Source organism: Frischella perrara (genome assembly GCF_000807275.1).
In the GTDB taxonomy this organism is placed as follows: domain Bacteria; phylum Pseudomonadota; class Gammaproteobacteria; order Enterobacterales; family Orbaceae; genus Frischella; species Frischella perrara.
The window spans coordinates 287,112-305,778 of the sequence record NZ_CP009056.1 but is presented as its reverse complement, the minus strand read 5'-3'; the positions used below and the strand labels follow the sequence as shown (position 1 = coordinate 305,778).

Here is an 18,667-nt window from a genome sequence, read left to right as displayed (position 1 = left end):
TAATAGGTTGAAAAATGATTAACGATATAATTATGCGCCGTAATAAGCTTTTGGCAAAAATGATTGATAACAGTGCTGCTATTTTTTTTGCAGCGCCTGAAGTCGTAAGAAGTAATGATACTCATTATACCTACCGGCAAAATAGTGATTTTTGGTACTTAACATCTTTTAAAGAACCTGAAGCGATTTTTATTATAATAAAAGAATCTAACAATAAACATCAAACTATTTTGTTTAATCGTACCAAAGATACTCTTGCTGAAATATGGACAGGTTATCGCTTAGGTCAACAAGCAGCACTGTCGCAATTGCAAGTTGATGTTGCCTACCCATTTAGCCAAGCCGAAGAGCTACTACCTAAAATTGTTAGTGGTAAACAAGCTATCTATCATGCTAGCCAACTTTACGATTATGCTGACAATATTGTTAATCAATTAATGGATAATTTAAGAAAAGGTTTAAGACATAACCTTTTTGCTCCACAATCAATAATTGATTGGCGACCTATATTGCATGATTTACGTTTATTTAAGTCTCCAAAGGAAATTGAATTAATGCGTAAAGCAGGGAAGATTAGTGCACTTGGTCACATTAGAGCTATGCAAAAATGTAAGCCCAATATGTATGAATATCAATTAGAATCAGAAATTCTGCATGAATTCGCTATGCACGGCGCTAGAAATCCGTCATACAATACTATTGTTGGAAGTGGTAATAATGGATGTATTTTGCATTATGAAAATAATGATCAACAATTAAAAGATGGTGATTTAGTTCTAATTGATGCTGGTTGTGAATATGAATATTATGCAGGCGATATTACAAGAACTTTCCCGATAAATGGAAAATTCAGTCAGGCGCAACGTGAGATTTATGATATTGTCCTTAAATCACAATATAAAGCAATTGAATTATTTAAACCCGGAACGTCCATTAAACAAGTCAATGATGCTGTTATAAGAATCATGGTTGAAGGATTAGTTAAATTGGGCATTATGCATGGTAGTGTTGATGAGCTAATAGAAAATAAAGCTTATAATCAATTTTATATGCATGGATTAGGCCATTGGCTAGGAATTGATGTACATGATGTAGGTGACTATAAAACAATTTATCGAGAACGCATTCTAGAGCCTGGTATGATTATAACAGTTGAACCAGGTTTATATATTAATAAAGATGCAGATGTGCCTGTTCAATATAAAGGAATTGGAATTCGTATTGAAGACGATATTTTAATCACTCCAAACGGTAATGAAGTTTTTACAGCTGAAGTTCCTAAAGAGCCCGAATTAATTGAAGCCCTTATGAATTCTTAATAAAAGAATGGAATGTAATAAGTCAGTTAATATTAATTAACTTAATTGTCAAATTTAACTGATTTATTACGATTAAAAATTACTTTTGTTTTTAAGTCTTTTTTCATACGTGGAGGATATTTCCATCTTTTCATTGCTTGAATAACTGAACGGTTAAAAATATTATTTGGTTTTGCCTCAATAATACGAATATTATCAACATTTCCATGATTATCAATATCAAACATAACAATCACATGTCCGTCTATTCGCATATCTAAGGCTCGTCTTGGATATTCTGGTAAACTACGACTAATTGCTGTTGGCATTTCAGAGTATTGGTTATTCTCTGATATAGCTGAAGCGGTGGATACATCAGAACGTTTTTCAGTCATAATTTCCTGTTTGACTTGAGCCTTAGATACTTTATGTTTGTTTACTTTCTTATGAAATTGTTTTTTTGGTTTATTAGGTTTTTCTTTTATCACTAAAGTTGGTTCGTTAGGAGTAACAACTGGTTGTTTGATTTTATTTTCTACAATAATATCTGGTTCAACTTCTTTTTCTTTATCTTCTTTTTGAACTATCGCTTTTTCTGTTTCATCAGGTGTAGGTAACTCTTCATTATTTATGGTATTTTGGGCTAAAGATTGCTGTGGAGCTGCCATAATAGAAAAATCGATCATCATAGCCTTTATTGATTTATCACCATCCAATGAAAGCGCTGATTCGGAGAACAAAGACCCCATAAGAATAAGTACAATGATGATAAAATGTAAAAATGTCGCTATTAATAATACAATAGAGAGATTATTCTTATTTTCTATCGGTTTACAGATTTTATCCATTTCTCAACCAGTGTAAAATACAATTTTAATAACAAATAGGTAGGTAATTTTAAATGAAAATAAGTATCATTTATAGTATTTTTTTTTATTTAAAACCGATATATTAATCAACTTATATTGTTGTAATTAAGCTTTTATCGCATAATATTATAATAAATGAAATTTTAAAATGTCGATAGGCAGTTAAAGAACTAAAAATGACAATGAAAAAAATAATTGACCTTGTACGTGATGATTTAAAGAAAGTAGATCAAGTAATCATGTTGCAACTAACTTCTGACGTTGCTCTAATAAATCAACTGGGTAAATATATTATAGACGGAGGAGGTAAACGTATACGCCCCATTATAGCGCTGTTGTGTGCTAAAGCTTTAGATTCTGAAGATGATAAACATATTACAGCCGCAGCATTTATTGAATTTATTCATACAGCAACTTTATTGCATGATGATGTCGTAGATGAATCAATATTAAGGAGAGGTCGTTCAACAGCGAATACGCTTTTTGGTAATGCTGCAAGTGTACTTGTTGGAGATTATATTTATACTCGTTCCTTTCAGATGATGGTAAGTGTTGAATCAATTCGAGTTCTAAAAATAATGTCAGAGGCTACAAATATTATTGCTGAAGGTGAAGTTCAGCAATTAATGAATTGCAATGATCCTGATATTTCAATGGAACAATACCTTCAAGTTATCTACCGTAAAACAGCAAAATTATTTGAAGCTTCTTCCCATATTGCTGCAATCATAAGTAATGCAACAGATGAAGTTGAAATAGCGTTAAAAGATTATGGACGTTATCTTGGTACAGCTTTTCAGATTATTGATGATATGCTTGACTATTCAACTGAAGATGCAAATGCATTAGGTAAGAACTTAGGTGATGATCTTAACGAAGGAAAACCGACTTTACCTTTATTACATGCCATGCATCACGCTAAGGATCCTGAAGATATAAAATTAATACGCACAGCGATTGAAACAGGAAATGGTAGACATTTGTTGGATAAAGTACTAACCATCATGCAAGAATGCCATTCCCTTGAATATACGTATAAAATTGCCGAACAAGAAGCACTAAAAGCGGTTGAATCTTTAAATATATTAGCAGATTCACCTTATAAGGAAGCGCTAAGGCAAATAGCTTTATTATCGGTACAACGTAATTATTAATTATGTATAACCTATTATTTTATGAACTAAATTAGTTCGTAAAGTAGTTTCGATTCATAATTCTATAAAGTCAGTCGATAATAACTGACTATCTCTGTTTATATATTTAGTTAATTGATACTTTTTAACATTATTATAACTATCTGAATAATCTATATTATCAGTTAGATACTAAAAATATTACATCATTCTGTTAATTATTATAAATAAATCGCATATTTTTTGATAAAGATGTGAAGTAAAAACTAAATTAACAATAAATAAAGCAATTTCATTGTTATTCAAAAGTATATTAATAAGAGCAGGGAAATATTTTGAATATTAAAGCAACGCCAATAAGATGATTTAAAATTAACTTTCTATAATTTATAAATAAATTAGTACGAGGACATCATTTATGATAATAATAAGGTAAGATTTAGACTTAAAATGAATATAAGGTTAGTGGGTATTGGAGTATTACATTATGAAAGGGTAAGGACTAATGGCTATGATGAACTAATCAGGAATCAGAATCTTAATCTTAATTTTAGTCTTATAAATTAAGATAGATATGGTTTAATGACAACAATATAACAGCAATAAAAAAACCCCATCCTTTCGGACGAGGTCTGTATTTTATAGTCTGGCGGTGACCTACTCTCACATGGGGTAACCCCCACACTACCATCGGCTCCACGGCGTTTCACTTCTGAGTTCGGCATGGGTCAGGTGGGACCACCGCAACATCGCCGCCAGACATATCCTGTCTAACTTCTCTAACTCTTCAGAACAAGCTCTTCTTTCCAAAAACAACTCCGAGTTGTAAGGTTAAGACTCTCGGCTCATTAGTATCAGTTAGCTCAATGTATCACTACACTTACACACCTGACCTATCATCGTCCTAGTCTCGAACGGACCTTACTGAATCTCTTCAGGGAAAACTCATCTCAAGGCTAGTTTCGTGCTTAGATGCTTTCAGCACTTATCTATTCCGCACGTAGCTACCGGGCAATGCAATCGGCATCACAACCCGAACACCAGCGGTGCGTTCACTTCGGTCCTCTCGTACTAGAAGCAAACCCTCTCAATTTTCCTACGCCCATGGCAGATAGGGACCGAACTGTCTCACGACGTTCTAAACCCAGCTCGCGTACCACTTTAAACGGCGAACAGCCGTACCCTTGGGACCTACTTCAGCCCCAGGATGTGATGAGCCGACATCGAGGTGCCAAACACCGCCGTCGATATGAACTCTTGGGCGGTATCAGCCTGTTATCCCCGGAGTACCTTTTATCCGTTGAGCGATGGCCCTTCCATTCAGAACCACCGGATCACTATGACCTACTTTCGTACCTGCTCGAGCCGTCACTCTCGCAGTCAAGCTAGCTTTTGCCATTGCACTAACCTCCTGATGTCCGACCAGGATTAGCTAACCTTCGTGCTCCTCCGTTACTCTTTGGGAGGAGACCGCCCCAGTCAAACTACCCACCAGACAGTGTCCCTTGCCTCGATTCAGAAGCATAGGTTAGAACATCAAACATTAAAGGGTGGTATTTCAAGGTCGACTCCATGCATACTGGCGTACACATTTCTCAGTCTCCCACCTATCCTACACATTAAGGCTCAATGTTCACTGTCAAGCTATAGTAAAGGTTCACGGGGTCTTTCCGTCTTGCCACGGGTACACCGCATCTTCACGGCAATTTCAATTTCACTGAGTCTCGGGTGGAGACAGCCTGGCCATCATTACGCCATTCGTGCAGGTCGGAACTTACCCGACAAGGAATTTCGCTACCTTAGGACCGTTATAGTTACGGCCGCCGTTTACTGGGGCTTCGATCAAGAGCTTCTGCTTGCGCATAACCCCATCAATTAACCTTCCAGCACCGGGCAGGCGTCACACCGTATACGTCCACTTTCGTGTTTGCACAGTGCTGTGTTTTTATTAAACAGTTGCAGCCAGCTGGTATCTTCGACTGATTTCACCTACATCCGCATGGGATTTCAATTACCATCAGCGTGCCTTCTCCCGAAGTTACGGCACCATTTTGCCTAGTTCCTTCACCCGAGTTCTCTCAAGCGCCTTAGTATTCTCTACCTGACCACCTGTGTCGGTTTCGGGTACGATTACATATAACCTGATGCTTAGAGGTTTTTCCTGGAAGCATGGCATCAATTACTCCGCCACCTTAGTGACTCGTCATCACGCCTCAGGGTTTCAGTGACCGGATTTGCCTAATCACACCCCTACACGCTTAACCCATTATCCAATATATGGTAAACCTAGCCTTCTCCGTCACCCCATCGCAGTTATATCTAGTACGGGAATATTAACCCGTTTCCCATCAGCTACGCATCTCTGCCTCGCCTTAGGGGTCGACTCACCCTGCCCCGATTAACGTTGGACAGGAACCCTTGGTCTTCCGGCGAGCGGGCTTTTCACCCGCTTTATCGTTACTTATGTCAGCATTCGCACTTCTGATACCTCCAGCACCCCTCTCAGGATACCTTCACAGGCTTACAGAACGCTCCCCTACCCAATATGCTTTCGCATACTGCCGCAGCTTCGGTGCATAGTTTTAGCCCCGTTACATCTTCCGCGCAGGCCGACTCGACTAGTGAGCTATTACGCTTTCTTTAAATGGTGGCTGCTTCTAAGCCAACATCCTAGCTGTCTAAGCCTTCCCACTTCGTTTCCCACTTAACTATGACTTGGGGACCTTAGCTGGCGGTCTGGGTTGTTTCCCTCTTCACGACGAACGTTAGCACCCGCCGTGTGTCTCCCATGCTCAAACTTGTCAGTATTCGGAGTTTGCATCGGGTTGGTAAGCCGGGATGGCCCCCTAGCCGAAACAGTGCTCTACCCCCAACAGTTATACATGAGGCGCTACCTAAATAGCTTTCGGGGAGAACCAGCTATCTCCCGGTTTGATTGGCCTTTCACCCCCAGCCACAGGTCATCCGCTAATTTTTCAACATTAGTCGGTTCGGTCCTCCAGTTAGTGTTAACCAACCTTCAACCTGCCCATGGCTAGATCACCGGGTTTCGGGTCTATACCCTGCAACTTAACGCACAGTTAATACTCGGTTTCCCTTCGGCTCCCCTATTCGGTTAACCTCGCTACAGAATATAAGTCGCTGACCCATTATACAAAAGGTACGCAGTCACTATTACCCAATGGTAACAGCTCCCACTGATTGTACGTACACGGTTTCAGGTTCTATTTCACTCCCCTCGCCGGGGTTCTTTTCGCCTTTCCCTCACGGTACTGGTTCACTATCGGTCAATCAGGAGTATTTAGCCTTGGAGGATGGTCCCCCCATCTTCAGACAGGATATCACGTGTCCCGCCCTACTCTTCAAGCTTTCACATATCTAGTCTTCGTGTACGGGACTATCACCCTCTATCGTCTAACTTTCCAGATAATTCCACTAACTCTATATGCTTCCCACTTTGGGCTCCTCCCGGTTCGCTCGCCGCTACTTCGGGAATCTCGGTTGATTTCTTTTCCTCGGGGTACTTAGATGTTTCAGTTCTCCCGGTTCGCCTCATATGACTATGTATTCATCATATGATAATGCAGTTACCTGCATTGGGTTTCCCCATTCGGACATCGACGGCTATTACGCTCTTTATCAGCTTACCGTCGCTTTTCGCAGATTAACACGTCCTTCATCGCCTCTGATTGCCTAGGCATCCACCGTGTACGCTTAATTTCTTAACCTTACAACTCACAGTTGTCTCTGGTTTTCTTTTACGCTTTCTTCTCTTATCATATCTTCACCACATAAATTCATTCATGCAATTCCAACATCATTCGAGAACTCGTTTCTTTCAGCTTGTTCCTACTTGTTAAAGAGCTTTATCTCTCTATTCACTTATCAGTAAATACAAAGATAATTTATCGTATAAAGTTGACCGTCTTTAATGGCGTCCCCTAGGGGATTCGAACCCCTGTTACCGCCGTGAAAGGGCGATGTCCTAGGCCTCTAGACGAAGGGGACGTATAACAACTTTATACTTCATAACAAACAATCTGTGTGAACACTGCCAGGCGCTTCGTAAGGAGGTGATCCAACCGCAGGTTCCCCTACGGTTACCTTGTTACGACTTCACCCCAGTCATGAATCACACCGTGGTAAACGCCCCCCTTGCGGTTAAGCTATCTACTTCTGGTGCAACCCACTCCCATGGTGTGACGGGCGGTGTGTACAAGGCCCGGGAACGTATTCACCGTGACATTCTGATTCACGATTACTAGCGATTCCGACTTCATGGAGTCGAGTTGCAGACTCCAATCCGGACTTAGACGTACTTTAGGAGGTCCGCTCCAGCTCGCACCTTCGCTTCCCTTTGTATACGCCATTGTAGCACGTGTGTAGCCCTGGTCGTAAGGGCCATGATGACTTGACGTCGTCCCCACCTTCCTCCGTTTTATCAACGGCAGTCTCCTTTGAGTTCCCGACCTAATCGCTGGCAACAAAGGATAAGGGTTGCGCTCGTTGCGGGACTTAACCCAACATTTCACAACACGAGCTGACGACAGCCATGCAGCACCTGTCTCACAGTTCCCGAAGGCACTCCCTCATCTCTGAAAGATTCTGTGGATGTCAAGACCAGGTAAGGTTCTTCGCGTTGCATCGAATTAAACCACATGCTCCACCGCTTGTGCGGGCCCCCGTCAATTCATTTGAGTTTTAACCTTGCGGCCGTACTCCCCAGGCGGTCGATTTATCGCGTTAGCTTCGGAGCCCATCACTCTAGGCAACAAACTCCAAATCGACATCGTTTACAGCGTGGACTACCAGGGTATCTAATCCTGTTTGCTCCCCACGCTTTCGCATCTCAGCGTCAGTATCTGTCCAGAAGGCCGCCTTCGCCACCGGTATTCCTCCACATCTCTACGCATTTCACCGCTACACGTGGAATTCTACCTCCCTCTACAGTACTCCAGATCACCAGTTTTAAATGCTATTCTCAGGTTGAGCCCGAGGCTTTCACACCTAACTTAATCATCCGCCTACATGCCCTTTACGCCCAGTCATTCCGATTAACGCTCGCACCCTCCGTATTACCGCGGCTGCTGGCACGGAGTTAGCCGGTGCTTCTTCTGTAACTAACGTCAATTATATGTGCTTATCCCACACATAACTTCCTCATCACCGAAAGTACTTTACAACCCTAAGGCCTTCTTCATACACGCGGCATGGCTGCATCAGGGTTTCCCCCATTGTGCAATATTCCCCACTGCTGCCTCCCGTAGGAGTCTGGACCGTGTCTCAGTTCCAGTGTGGCTGGTCATCCTCTCAGACCAGCTAGAGATCGTCGCCTTGGTGAGCCTTTACCCCACCAACTAGCTAATCTCATATGGGTTCATCAAATGGCAAGTGCCCGAAAGCACCCTTTGGTCTCGCGACATTATTCGGTATTAGCAGTCGTTTCCAACTGTTGTCCCAATCCATTCGGCAGATCCCCATACATTACTCACCCGTCCGCCACTCGTCATCAAGTGCAAGCACTCATGTTACCGTTCGACTTGCATGTGTTAAGCCTGCCGCCAGCGTTCAATCTGAGCCATGATCAAACTCTTCAATTTAAAGTTTGATGCTCAATAACTGTCTCTGACATATTCAAATGAATCTTCAGTGTCACTTATTAAGACTTGATTTCTTTTAAGCCCATAGACTTTAATTCTTTGTCCTAACAGTGCCCACACAGATTGTCTGTTATTTACTTTTTAAAGAGCTGACAGTTTTTTTCCGTTTCGGCTTACTGTCTCAAGGGTTGCGTATACTACGCTACCTCTTATTTCCTGTCAAGAAGTTTTTTAACTTTTTTTAAAAACTTTCTTCACTTCACTTTTGCAACCTAGACTTTCTTTTCGTTCGTCTCAATCACTCAGTGGTTGCGCATTATAGACATCTTATTTTTTAGATCAACTCTATTTTGAGCTTTTTCTTTCGTTTGGTTATTGTTTGCGCGATATTATGTAATTTAGTACAAAATACATGCATTTTAGATCTTTTTTATTATTCACACTAACAATAAAGGCACCTAATATTGGTGCCTTTGTATTTTTGATAATTATATTTCAAATGGATCGCGTAGGATCATTGTTTCTAATCGATCAGGACCGGTTGAAATAATATCAATAGGAATTTCTGTTAATTCTTCTATACGTTTAATATAGTTTCTAGCTGCTTGCGGGAGATCATTAATTGTTTTTGCTCCAAACGTTGACTCACTCCAACCAGGCATTGTTTCATAAATTGGTACTACTTCACTCATATCCTCAGCTGAAGATGGTGCTATTTTAGTGATATGACCATCTGGTTGTTGGTAGCCAACACAAATTTTTACATTTTCTAATCCATCAAGCACATCTAATTTAGTTAAACAAAATCCAGAAACCGAATTTAGCTGTACTGCTTTACGAATTGCCACAATATCTAGCCAACCTGTTCGACGTCTGCGACCAGTAGTTGCACCAAATTCATTTCCTTGTTTACATAAAAATTCGCCAATATCATCAAACAGTTCCGTTGGGAATGGACCTGCGCCAACTCGGGTACTATATGCCTTTACAATTCCTAACACATAGCCTACATATCGAGGTCCGAAACCCGAACCAGTTGCCACACCACCTGCAGTGGTATTAGATGAAGTTACATAAGGATATGTACCATGATCAATATCTAGTAAGGTACCCTGTGCCCCTTCAAACATAATTTTCTCGCCATTCTTACGCGCAGATTCAAGTAACGTTGGAACATCAGCGACCATCGCTAATAAAATATCAGCAATATTAAGTACATCATTTAGTACTTTATCGTAGCTTACGGCGTCTGCTTTATAAAAATTAACTAACTGAAAATTATGGTATTCCATAACTTCTTTTAATTTTTCAGCAAAGACTTGGCGATCTTTTAAATCGCCAACTCGAAGTCCGCGACGCGCTACTTTATCCTCATAGGCTGGACCAATCCCCCGACCTGTCGTACCAATCGCTTTTGCGCCTCTTGCTTTTTCTCGTGCATTATCTAAAGCAACATGATATGGAAGAATAAGTGGACAAGATTCAGAAATAAGTAATCTTTCTTTTACAGGGATCCCTTTTTCTTCTAGTTCTTTCATTTCTTTCATAAGTGCTTCTGGAGAAAGCACAACACCATTAGCTATAATACTAATGACATTTGGTCTTAAAATACCAGAAGGGATAAGATGTAAAACGGTTTTTTCACCATTGATGACTAAAGTATGACCAGCATTATGCCCACCTTGATAGCGAACAACATATTTAGCCTTTTCAGTAAGTAAATCAACAACCTTACCTTTACCTTCATCACCCCATTGTGTTCCAAGTACAACAACATTATCACTCATCGTAACATACTCATTTTTATTTAAATTAAGTTCCTACCGCTACCAAATATTAGTAACAATTATTTTTTATCAGATTTGATATTAGGATTGAGTTTCATATAACGGAAAAACTCACTATCTGGACTTATTACCATAATATCATTTTCTTTAAAGCTCTGTTCATAGGCTTTCAGGCTACGAATAAAACTAAAAAATTCAAAATCTTTACTAAAGGTATCAGCATAAATTTTAGCAGCATTAGCATCTCCTTCACCTCGAATAATTCTAGCTTGTTTTTCTGCTTCAGATAGAATTTTAGTCGCGGTTAGTCTTGATTGAGCTCGAATTTCTTCTGCTTTTTTATAGCCTTGAAAACGTTTATCACGCGCAAATACTTTACGTTCTTCACTCATTCGATCATAGATAGATTTAGATACTGCTGCTGGAAAATCAATTTGTTTAATACGTACATCAATAACTTCAACACCAAAGGCCCTCATACTTGTGATTTTTTCTAAATTACCTTCAGATTGATCATCAAATTGTCCATTTGATATGTTTTCATCACTTTTAGCATTTGGCTGTTTACCATTTAGGGCATCTTTAACTCTTAGCATCAATGAGTTACGTGATTTCATTTCAGTATTAGCATCATTAATGATATCTATAATGTCTAATTTACCTATTTCTGCACGTAAACGACCATTTAATCTGGCCATCAATAAATCTTCTATACTATTGCCTCCAGCAATAGTCTCATAATATCGTTTAAAGTCCGTAATTTTCCATTGAACAAAGTAATCAACAATTAGATAATTTTTTTCTCTATTGATGAATTTTTGTTCCATTCCATTTTTGGAGCTATCAGTAGTTTGAATTTTTGCATCAACAATTCGAACATTATCAATACCCGGAACTTTAAAATGTAACCCGGGTTCAGATAAAGCAATCATTTTATTAAATCTTAAAACAATACCTTTTGTACCTTCTTCTACAACATAAACTGATGAAAATAGTACGCCAATCAATATGATAACGAAAGGAATGATAATTTTACGCATTTTTATTCTCCTTATCGTCCTGTTCTAATAGCATTAATATTGCTACCACGAAGCATATTTGTGTTATCTGATGGAGGGATAGCATTAGTTTGAGTTACAGTAGGCGTAACTACTGGAGGAGTTACATTATTTATAGAACTATTATTAGGTGTATTTAAATTAGATTGCTCGATTTTCATATCGTTATTACTGTTAGTGTTCTTGCTATTTAACATTTGTTCTAATGGTAAAACTAATAAATTACCACTTTTATCATTAACCATAACTTTATTTGTATTTGCTAAAATACGTTCCATAGTCTCTATGTATAGGCGAGCTTTAGTAATTTCTGGTGCATTTCGATATTCTGGTAATAGTTTTTCAAAACGAGCAACATCACCTTGAGCTTCAAGTTCAACACGGACACGATAAGAATCAGCATCCGCTAAGATTTTAGCAGCACGACCTTCAGCTTCCTGAATGATTTGAACTTTATCTGCTTCAGCTTTATTTATCTCTCTATCACGATCTTCTCGAGCACGATTTGCATCATTGTAAGATTCTTGCACTTCTTCTGGCGGACGAGCAGATTGGAAATTTAAATCAACAATGGTAATACCCATATCATAATTTGAAATAGTATCGACTAGTTGTTGCTTGGTTCTGGTTTCAAGTTCAGCACGACCATCAGTCAAAATAGCATCCATATTTGAACTACTTACTTCGGTACGTAATGCACTATCAGCCGCCTGACGTAAACTATCTTCTACACTTTTAACATTGAATAAGTATTTAATTGGATTGGTAATTCGATATTGAACGTTCATTTCAACAAAAATTAAATTTTCGCCAGCAGTTATCATGAAGCCGTGAACATTTAGACTCTGTGTGCCCTGCGTATCAACCAAATGAACACTATCAACCAATGAAGGTTTCCAATTTAATCCAGGTTGTACAATCTCTGATTGAACTTGTCCAAAACGTGTAATTACACCACGCTGACTTTGATTTACTGTATAGAATCCACTGATAAACCAGATACCAATAATAAGGAGTAGTATTCCACCTAAAAGTGCTGATAGATTAAATGGAGCTTTTACACTATTAGAACCACCATTGTTGTTAGATGGTTGTTTTTTAAAAAGGTTATTAAGTTTTTCTAAAATGTTATCAGGTGAATTACTTGTTTTTTTTCTCTTGTTGTTACCCCATGGATCATTATCTTGTCCGTTATTTCCGGGCTGATTCCACGCCATATTTTATGTGCTCCATCTAACTAATTTCAACTTTATCATTAATTAAGTATAACAAATCTGGGTTTTGTTTACATAATCGATTCCATTCAATTAATGGTATACGAATAGCTAAACTAAAACTACCGTCTTCGTTAACAATTTCTTTAACTATACTATTTAATTGGTAAAAACGACTTCGCAAACTAATTAAATTAATTGGCAATTTTATGTGGCAATTATAAATCTGTTTACATAATCGTTCTTTTAAAGCCAGTAATAAAAGATCTAATCCTACCTTATTTTCTGCGGAAAGCCAAACACGAAATGGTAAACCATTCTCATCACGGTCAATAGAAGCCTGACGCCCATCTAATAAATCAATTTTATTCATAATTAATAAAACTGGAATATTATCCGCACCAATTTCCGTTAAAACCTGATCTACAGCTTCTATGTTGTCGTATAAATTAGCATTACTTGCATCAATTACATGTAATATAAGTTCAGATTCTTTAGTTTCTAACAAAGTTGCTTTGAAGGCAGCTACGAGATCATGTGGTAAATGACGTATAAATCCTACAGTATCAGCTAATACAATTTCCCCTACATCTTCAACTTGAATTCGTCTAAGGGTGGGATCTAAAGTTGCAAAAAGTTGATTAGCAGCATAGACATCAGAATTTGTTAAGGCATTAAAAAGAGTGGATTTACCCGCATTCGTATATCCAACTAATGATACAGTAGAAAGATTCGCTTTTAATCTAGATTGGCGATTTAGTGCGCGCTGTTTTTCAACTTTATCTAAACGATTTAAGATAACTTGGATACGATGCCGAATTAATCGTCTATCTGTTTCAAGTTGTGTTTCACCTGGGCCACGAAGCCCAATTCCGCCTTTTTGTCTTTCAAGATGTGTCCACCCGCGGACTAAACGTGTAGAAAGATACTGTAATTGAGCAAGTTCAACTTGTAGCTTACCTTCGTGAGTCCGAGCTCTCTGGGCAAAAATATCTAATATTAGCCCCGTTCTATCAACTACACGACACTCACATAATTTTTCAAGATTTCTTTCTTGAGTTGGCGTTAAAGAATGGTTAACCAAAATCACTGATGCATTATGTAATTTGACTAGTTCAGCAATCTCTTGGGCTTTTCCTTCTCCAACGAAATATTTGATTTGAGGGGATTTTCTAGACGTGGTGATGATATCGAGAATTTCGATACGAGCTGAGGATACCAGTACCTCAAACTCTTTTAAATCCTCGATATCACTTTCATGAGAAAAAAACACATGGACAAGTAGGGCTTTTTCACCACCTTTATAACGTTCAAACAACTATATATCCTTTATTAAGAATAATAGATTAATTTGAATCTTCACTTGTTTCTTCAGACTGCACAAGCGAATTAGAAATCGGTCTTGATGGTACGACAGTGGAAATCGCATGCTTATATACCATCTGACTAACCGTATTCTTTAACAAGATAACAAACTGATCAAATGATTCTATTTGACCTTGTAATTTAATACCATTAACTAAATAAATTGAGACCGGAATATGTTCACGGCGCAATAAATTCAAATAAGGATCTTGTAGAGATTGCCCTTTTGACATGTAATTTTCCTTTTTGATTACTAATAAGAAACTAAAAATGTTTCAAAAACTCAATTCACTATTTCTGAGCTTTTGTGAGATCCAAATTATCATAAAAAAATAGAATCTTAAACACTTGAACTGAAAATTTATCAGAAATTATTAAAATTTCTTTTATTTTGTAAAAATATTTAAAAATATGATGTTATTTTTTCACTAAATATTGATTTATATCAAAAAAATAATATACCAGTTACTCGCAATTTATTCAAATTAGATATAGACATACAATAATTAGAAAAATTTAAACGAATATTTTAATATTTTTAAATTATAAAAATACGATACATTATTTTACAAATAATTTCCGTTAAAATAATGATAATTTATTATAATTTAGTGTAAATAATTATCCTCAAATTATGGCTATTAATTGTTTAAATTTACGTAAAATGTTCCAAAAAAATTTGTTTGAAAGACTTATAATTGTCATTTTTTAACCAATTTATTGAGTGTTTCCATCCTCTTAACCATGTGATTTGCCGTTTTGCTAATTGGCGTGTAGCACATATTCCTTGATAAATCATTTCATCATAGCTAATATCACCCGCTAAGTACTGCCACATTTGTCGATATCCCACACAACGTATTGATGGTAAATCAAGATGCAAATCATTACGCTGCATTAAAAGCTTAACCTCATCCTCAAATCCCTGTTCTAACATCATCAAAAATCTTTTTTCAATTCGATCATGCAATAATTTACGATCATCACAATTTATTGCGCATTGAATAACTTTAAAAGGTAAACTTTCTCCTTTATTCTCAGTTAATTCGGTTAGTGTTTTACCCGTAATTAGGTAGACTTCTAATGCGCGATTAAGGCGCTGTGGATCATTAGGGTGAATTCGTGAAGCAGAAATAGGGTCAACCTCCATCAGTTGTTCATGAATCGCTTGCCAACCCTGTCGATTCGCTTTTTCTTCAATATGTTTTCGGATATTTTCATTAGCTGCTGGTAGAGGTGATAAGCCATCAATTAACGCTTTGAAATAAAGCATGGTACCGCCGACTAATAATGGTATTCGTCCTTGACTTAAAGATGTTTTTATTTCGTTAATAGCATCATGCCGAAAATCAGCTGCCGAATAACTTTCTGCGGGATCTTTAATATTAATTAATTTATGGGGGTAAGCAATCAATTCTTCTGTAGAAGGTTTAGCACTTCCTATATCCATTCCTCGATATATAAGTGCTGAATCAACACTTATTATATCAATTGGATAATCATCACTTAGTGCCATAGCAAGAGCCGTTTTTCCCGAAGCAGTAGGCCCCATTAAAGTTAAAATTTGCGGTTTATTCATAATTAAATATTACTTAAATAATTCAATAAATGATAATGAATCTAGAGATTTAATGATCTCACACGGATCATAAGATTGAGGATCGAGTTCTTCGAGTTCTGACAATAGTTGTATTGCTTTAGGAATATTCCAGAGTATCTGAGAATATTCATCACTGTTTATATAATGATCACATAACCATTTCATTATTTCTTGATTATTTATGATAGCCCCATTCTCTTTTGATAAAAATTTTGTCAAACTAGGTATAATTTTCTGCCAATTAGCTTTACGCATTAATTTAGGAACTGCCATTAAAAGAAACTTTGATCTCTCAATTTCAAATTCGAACGAAAATTCTTCAAGTACCTTTTGATACTGAATCATAACTTGTTGTTCTTCATTATTTAATAGCATTGATAACGGGATTAATAAACGTTCAATATTTGGGGTTTTGTCTTTTTCTAATAATTCAGCATTTAACAGGATTAACTGTGCTTTCTTTAAAGATAATAAACTAAATTGTTGCTGTTGTTGCTGGCTCTTTTCAAGTAACGCATATTCATTATTTACAATTGCCAGTACTTTTCCTAATTGAGTTGCAGAGGATACTTTAATTTCATTTTTTGGAATAACTAAAGAATCATCTCTTTTAGGAAATAATGAATCAATAACGGCTTGCTGTTCTTGAGAAATAGAGGTATCCACTCCAGAATAGTTAGCGCTAGGTTGTTGAATTAATCGCCCATATATTTTGTTTTCGTTAAGATGATCATTCTTTTTAACTTGAGATTTATCAATATAATTAGCATAACCATTTTGCTTAACTGATTCATTTTTTTCAAAACGCTTATCAAAAACACTCCGACCTGCTGCCATGCGATTTTCATTTTTATAATCAAGATGATTACCATACAATGGTTCGGTAAGATTCACTGGCAACGTGGATTCTTTCAATTGCTCGGTTTGCTGCTCTATTTGCTGTAATGCCATCACCACCGCTTGATGTACAAAATCATGAACTAATCTGGATTCATGGAATCTTACTTCATGTTTGGCTGGATGCACATTCACATCAACCTGATGCGGATCAACTTCCAAATAAATAATATAGCTTAATGTCTGATCTGTTGAATGAATTGAAGATTTGTTTCTTTCTTGAAAAGCCTGCTTTAGGGCATGATTAAGTAAACGATCTTTCACAATTCTGCCATTGACATAGAAATACTGCATCGGCTCTTGCGTTGTTTTAGCTACAATCCATCCGTTAATTGATAAATTATCATGTTGCCATGATAATTTAATCGCCTTTTGCATAAAAGTTGTGCCGCAAACAGTCACAATGCGCTTATCTATTGGATCACTTGACTGGGAAACTCGGTACTGCTTAACTAATTTACCATTATGTTGAAAGTTAAAAGCTATATTAGGATAGGCTAATGCTATACGACGTATAACTTCATCAATATGTGAAAATTCTGTTTTTTCAGTTTTTAAAAAACGTCGTCTTGCTGGTGTATTATAGAAAATATCTAATACTTCTACAGTCGTTCCAACAGGATGCGATGCAGGCTTGATAATGGGTGTCATTTCTCTCCCTTCAGCATACACTTGCCAAGCATCTGTCTGCGATTGTGGTCTTGATGTTAGCGTTAATCGAGATACTGAGCTAATACTAGCGAGAGCCTCCCCTCTAAATCCTAAGCTTACAATGGCTTCTAAATCATCAAGATTAGTGATTTTACTTGTCGCATGTCTTGCTAATGCCAAGGCTAATTCGCTTTTACTGATACCACAACCATTGTCTCTAATACGAATTAATTTACACCCACCTTGTTCAATATCAATATCGATTTGAGTTGCCCCTGCATCAATACAATTTTCTACTAATTCTTTAATAATTGACGCCGGTCTTTCGACTACCTCACCGGCTGCAATTTGATTCGCCAACTCTGGGGGCAGAATATGAATAGTCATCAATGTTTTTCCTTTATCATCGGATTTTTCTTGATATATATCTTAAGACCTCTATAAATTGCTTGTGCAATTTTATCTTGATGAGTCTGACTTTTAAGTAATCGTTCTTCACTTAAATTTGAAATAAATCCAACCTCTATCAAAACAGATGGTATATCTGGTGATCTCAAGACTCCTAAGCTTGCATGTTCGGGTTCTCGTTTATGTAAAGTCACAACTTTATTCATTTCTTTTAAGATATCACTTGCTAAACCGTATCCAACTCGCTGAGCGTATGAAAATTGTAAATCAAGCACTGCTTGACTTAGATAGGGATGACTTGCTTCGCCAGATAAAACATCTCCAGCGCCACCCAGAAGTTCAGATTGCTTTTCATGTTTTTCTAACCAACGACCTAATTCAGTATCTGCTCGTTTAGTAGACAAAACCCAAACAGATGCGCCTGTTGCATTACGATTAGGGGCAGAATCAGCATGGATAGAAATTAATAAATCCGCTTTATTTTTACGAGCAATTTCTGAACGCTGAAACACAGAAATATACGAATCGTTTTTGCGCGTCAAAATTGCTTTTATTTCCGGGTCTTTATTCATTATAGTCATTAGCTTATTGGCAATTGAAAGGGTTACGTCCTTTTCATAAAGATTTTTCTTTCCGATTGCTCCTGAATCTTTACCTCCATGTCCAGCATCAATTGCTATAATAACCTTTGCATCAGCTGTAAAGCATATAAAAAGTGTCATAAAAGACAATATAAGCATTTTAAAAGATATCTTCATGGATATATAAACTCTATTTAATCTAAAAA

At 37.4% G+C, this 18,667-nt stretch carries 10 protein-coding genes, 1 tRNA gene, 3 rRNA genes and 1 pseudogene; 2 read left to right on the top strand and 13 right to left on the bottom strand.

The genetic code is table 11. The features are described 5' to 3' along the window. Positions 1-14: 14 nt before the first annotated feature. The gene (gene pepP, locus FPB0191_RS01470) at positions 15-1,319 is read left to right on the top strand and encodes a Xaa-Pro aminopeptidase (protein ID WP_039103483.1); all 1,305 of its coding nucleotides are present in this window, start codon (positions 15-17) and stop codon (positions 1,317-1,319) included. A 41-nt stretch (positions 1,320-1,360) separates the two neighbouring features. Here the strand turns inward: pepP and FPB0191_RS01465 are convergent, their stop codons facing one another. Further along, the gene (locus FPB0191_RS01465; protein ID WP_039103481.1) at positions 1,361-2,146 is read right to left on the bottom strand and encodes a TonB family protein; all 786 of its coding nucleotides are present in this window, start codon (positions 2,144-2,146) and stop codon (positions 1,361-1,363) included. Positions 2,147-2,343: 197 nt separating this feature from the next. On the opposite strand from FPB0191_RS01465, the gene ispB reads away from it, so the two are divergent. Then, positions 2,344-3,321, top strand: coding sequence for an octaprenyl diphosphate synthase (gene ispB / locus FPB0191_RS01460; RefSeq protein WP_039103479.1), 978 nt, complete (start codon positions 2,344-2,346; stop codon positions 3,319-3,321). 623 nt (positions 3,322-3,944) lie between these two features. On the opposite strand, the gene rrf is transcribed toward ispB, so the two are convergent. From rrf to FPB0191_RS01400, 12 genes and pseudogenes are all read right to left on the bottom strand, one after another. Beyond that, a 5S ribosomal RNA gene (gene rrf, locus FPB0191_RS01455) occupies positions 3,945-4,060 on the bottom strand. 67 nt (positions 4,061-4,127) lie between these two features. Then, positions 4,128-7,028: ribosomal RNA gene (locus FPB0191_RS01450) — 23S ribosomal RNA — on the bottom strand. 204 nt (positions 7,029-7,232) lie between these two features. Next, positions 7,233-7,308: transfer RNA gene (locus tag FPB0191_RS01445), tRNA-Glu, on the bottom strand. Between the two features lie 58 nt (positions 7,309-7,366). After that, a 16S ribosomal RNA gene (locus tag FPB0191_RS01440) occupies positions 7,367-8,900 on the bottom strand. The 16S, 23S and 5S rRNA genes sit together here with 1 tRNA gene alongside, the layout of an rRNA operon. Positions 8,901-9,388: 488 nt before the next feature. Then, positions 9,389-10,687, bottom strand: coding sequence for an adenylosuccinate synthase (locus FPB0191_RS01435; RefSeq protein WP_039103477.1), 1,299 nt, complete (start codon positions 10,685-10,687; stop codon positions 9,389-9,391). A gap of 59 nt (positions 10,688-10,746) precedes the next feature. Further along, on the bottom strand, positions 10,747-11,727 hold the full coding sequence (gene hflC, locus FPB0191_RS01430; RefSeq protein ID WP_039103475.1) for a protease modulator HflC: 981 nt from the start codon (positions 11,725-11,727) through the stop codon (positions 10,747-10,749). An 11-nt stretch (positions 11,728-11,738) separates the two neighbouring features. Beyond that, positions 11,739-12,962: an FtsH protease activity modulator HflK gene (gene hflK, locus FPB0191_RS01425; protein ID WP_052236676.1), complete on the bottom strand. Its 1,224-nt coding sequence runs from the start codon at positions 12,960-12,962 to the stop codon at positions 11,739-11,741. 16 nt (positions 12,963-12,978) lie between these two features. Further along, positions 12,979-14,277 carry a ribosome rescue GTPase HflX gene (gene hflX / locus FPB0191_RS01420; protein WP_039103473.1) on the bottom strand — a complete coding sequence of 433 codons (1,299 nt, stop codon included), beginning with the start codon at positions 14,275-14,277 and terminating at the stop codon, positions 12,979-12,981. A gap of 28 nt (positions 14,278-14,305) precedes the next feature. Next, entirely contained in the window at positions 14,306-14,557 is a 252-nt protein-coding gene (hfq, locus tag FPB0191_RS01415; protein WP_039103471.1) for an RNA chaperone Hfq, read from the bottom strand. 422 nt (positions 14,558-14,979) lie between these two features. Continuing rightward, the gene (miaA, locus tag FPB0191_RS01410; protein ID WP_039103469.1) at positions 14,980-15,903 is read right to left on the bottom strand and encodes a tRNA (adenosine(37)-N6)-dimethylallyltransferase MiaA; all 924 of its coding nucleotides are present in this window, start codon (positions 15,901-15,903) and stop codon (positions 14,980-14,982) included. A 9-nt stretch (positions 15,904-15,912) separates the two neighbouring features. After that, positions 15,913-17,859 carry a DNA mismatch repair endonuclease MutL gene (mutL, locus tag FPB0191_RS01405; protein ID WP_039103467.1) on the bottom strand — a complete coding sequence of 649 codons (1,947 nt, stop codon included), beginning with the start codon at positions 17,857-17,859 and terminating at the stop codon, positions 15,913-15,915. Positions 17,860-17,876: 17 nt separating this feature from the next. After that, a pseudogene (locus FPB0191_RS01400) lies at positions 17,877-18,572 on the bottom strand (N-acetylmuramoyl-L-alanine amidase); the annotation flags it as partial. Positions 18,573-18,667: the final 95 nt, after the last annotated feature.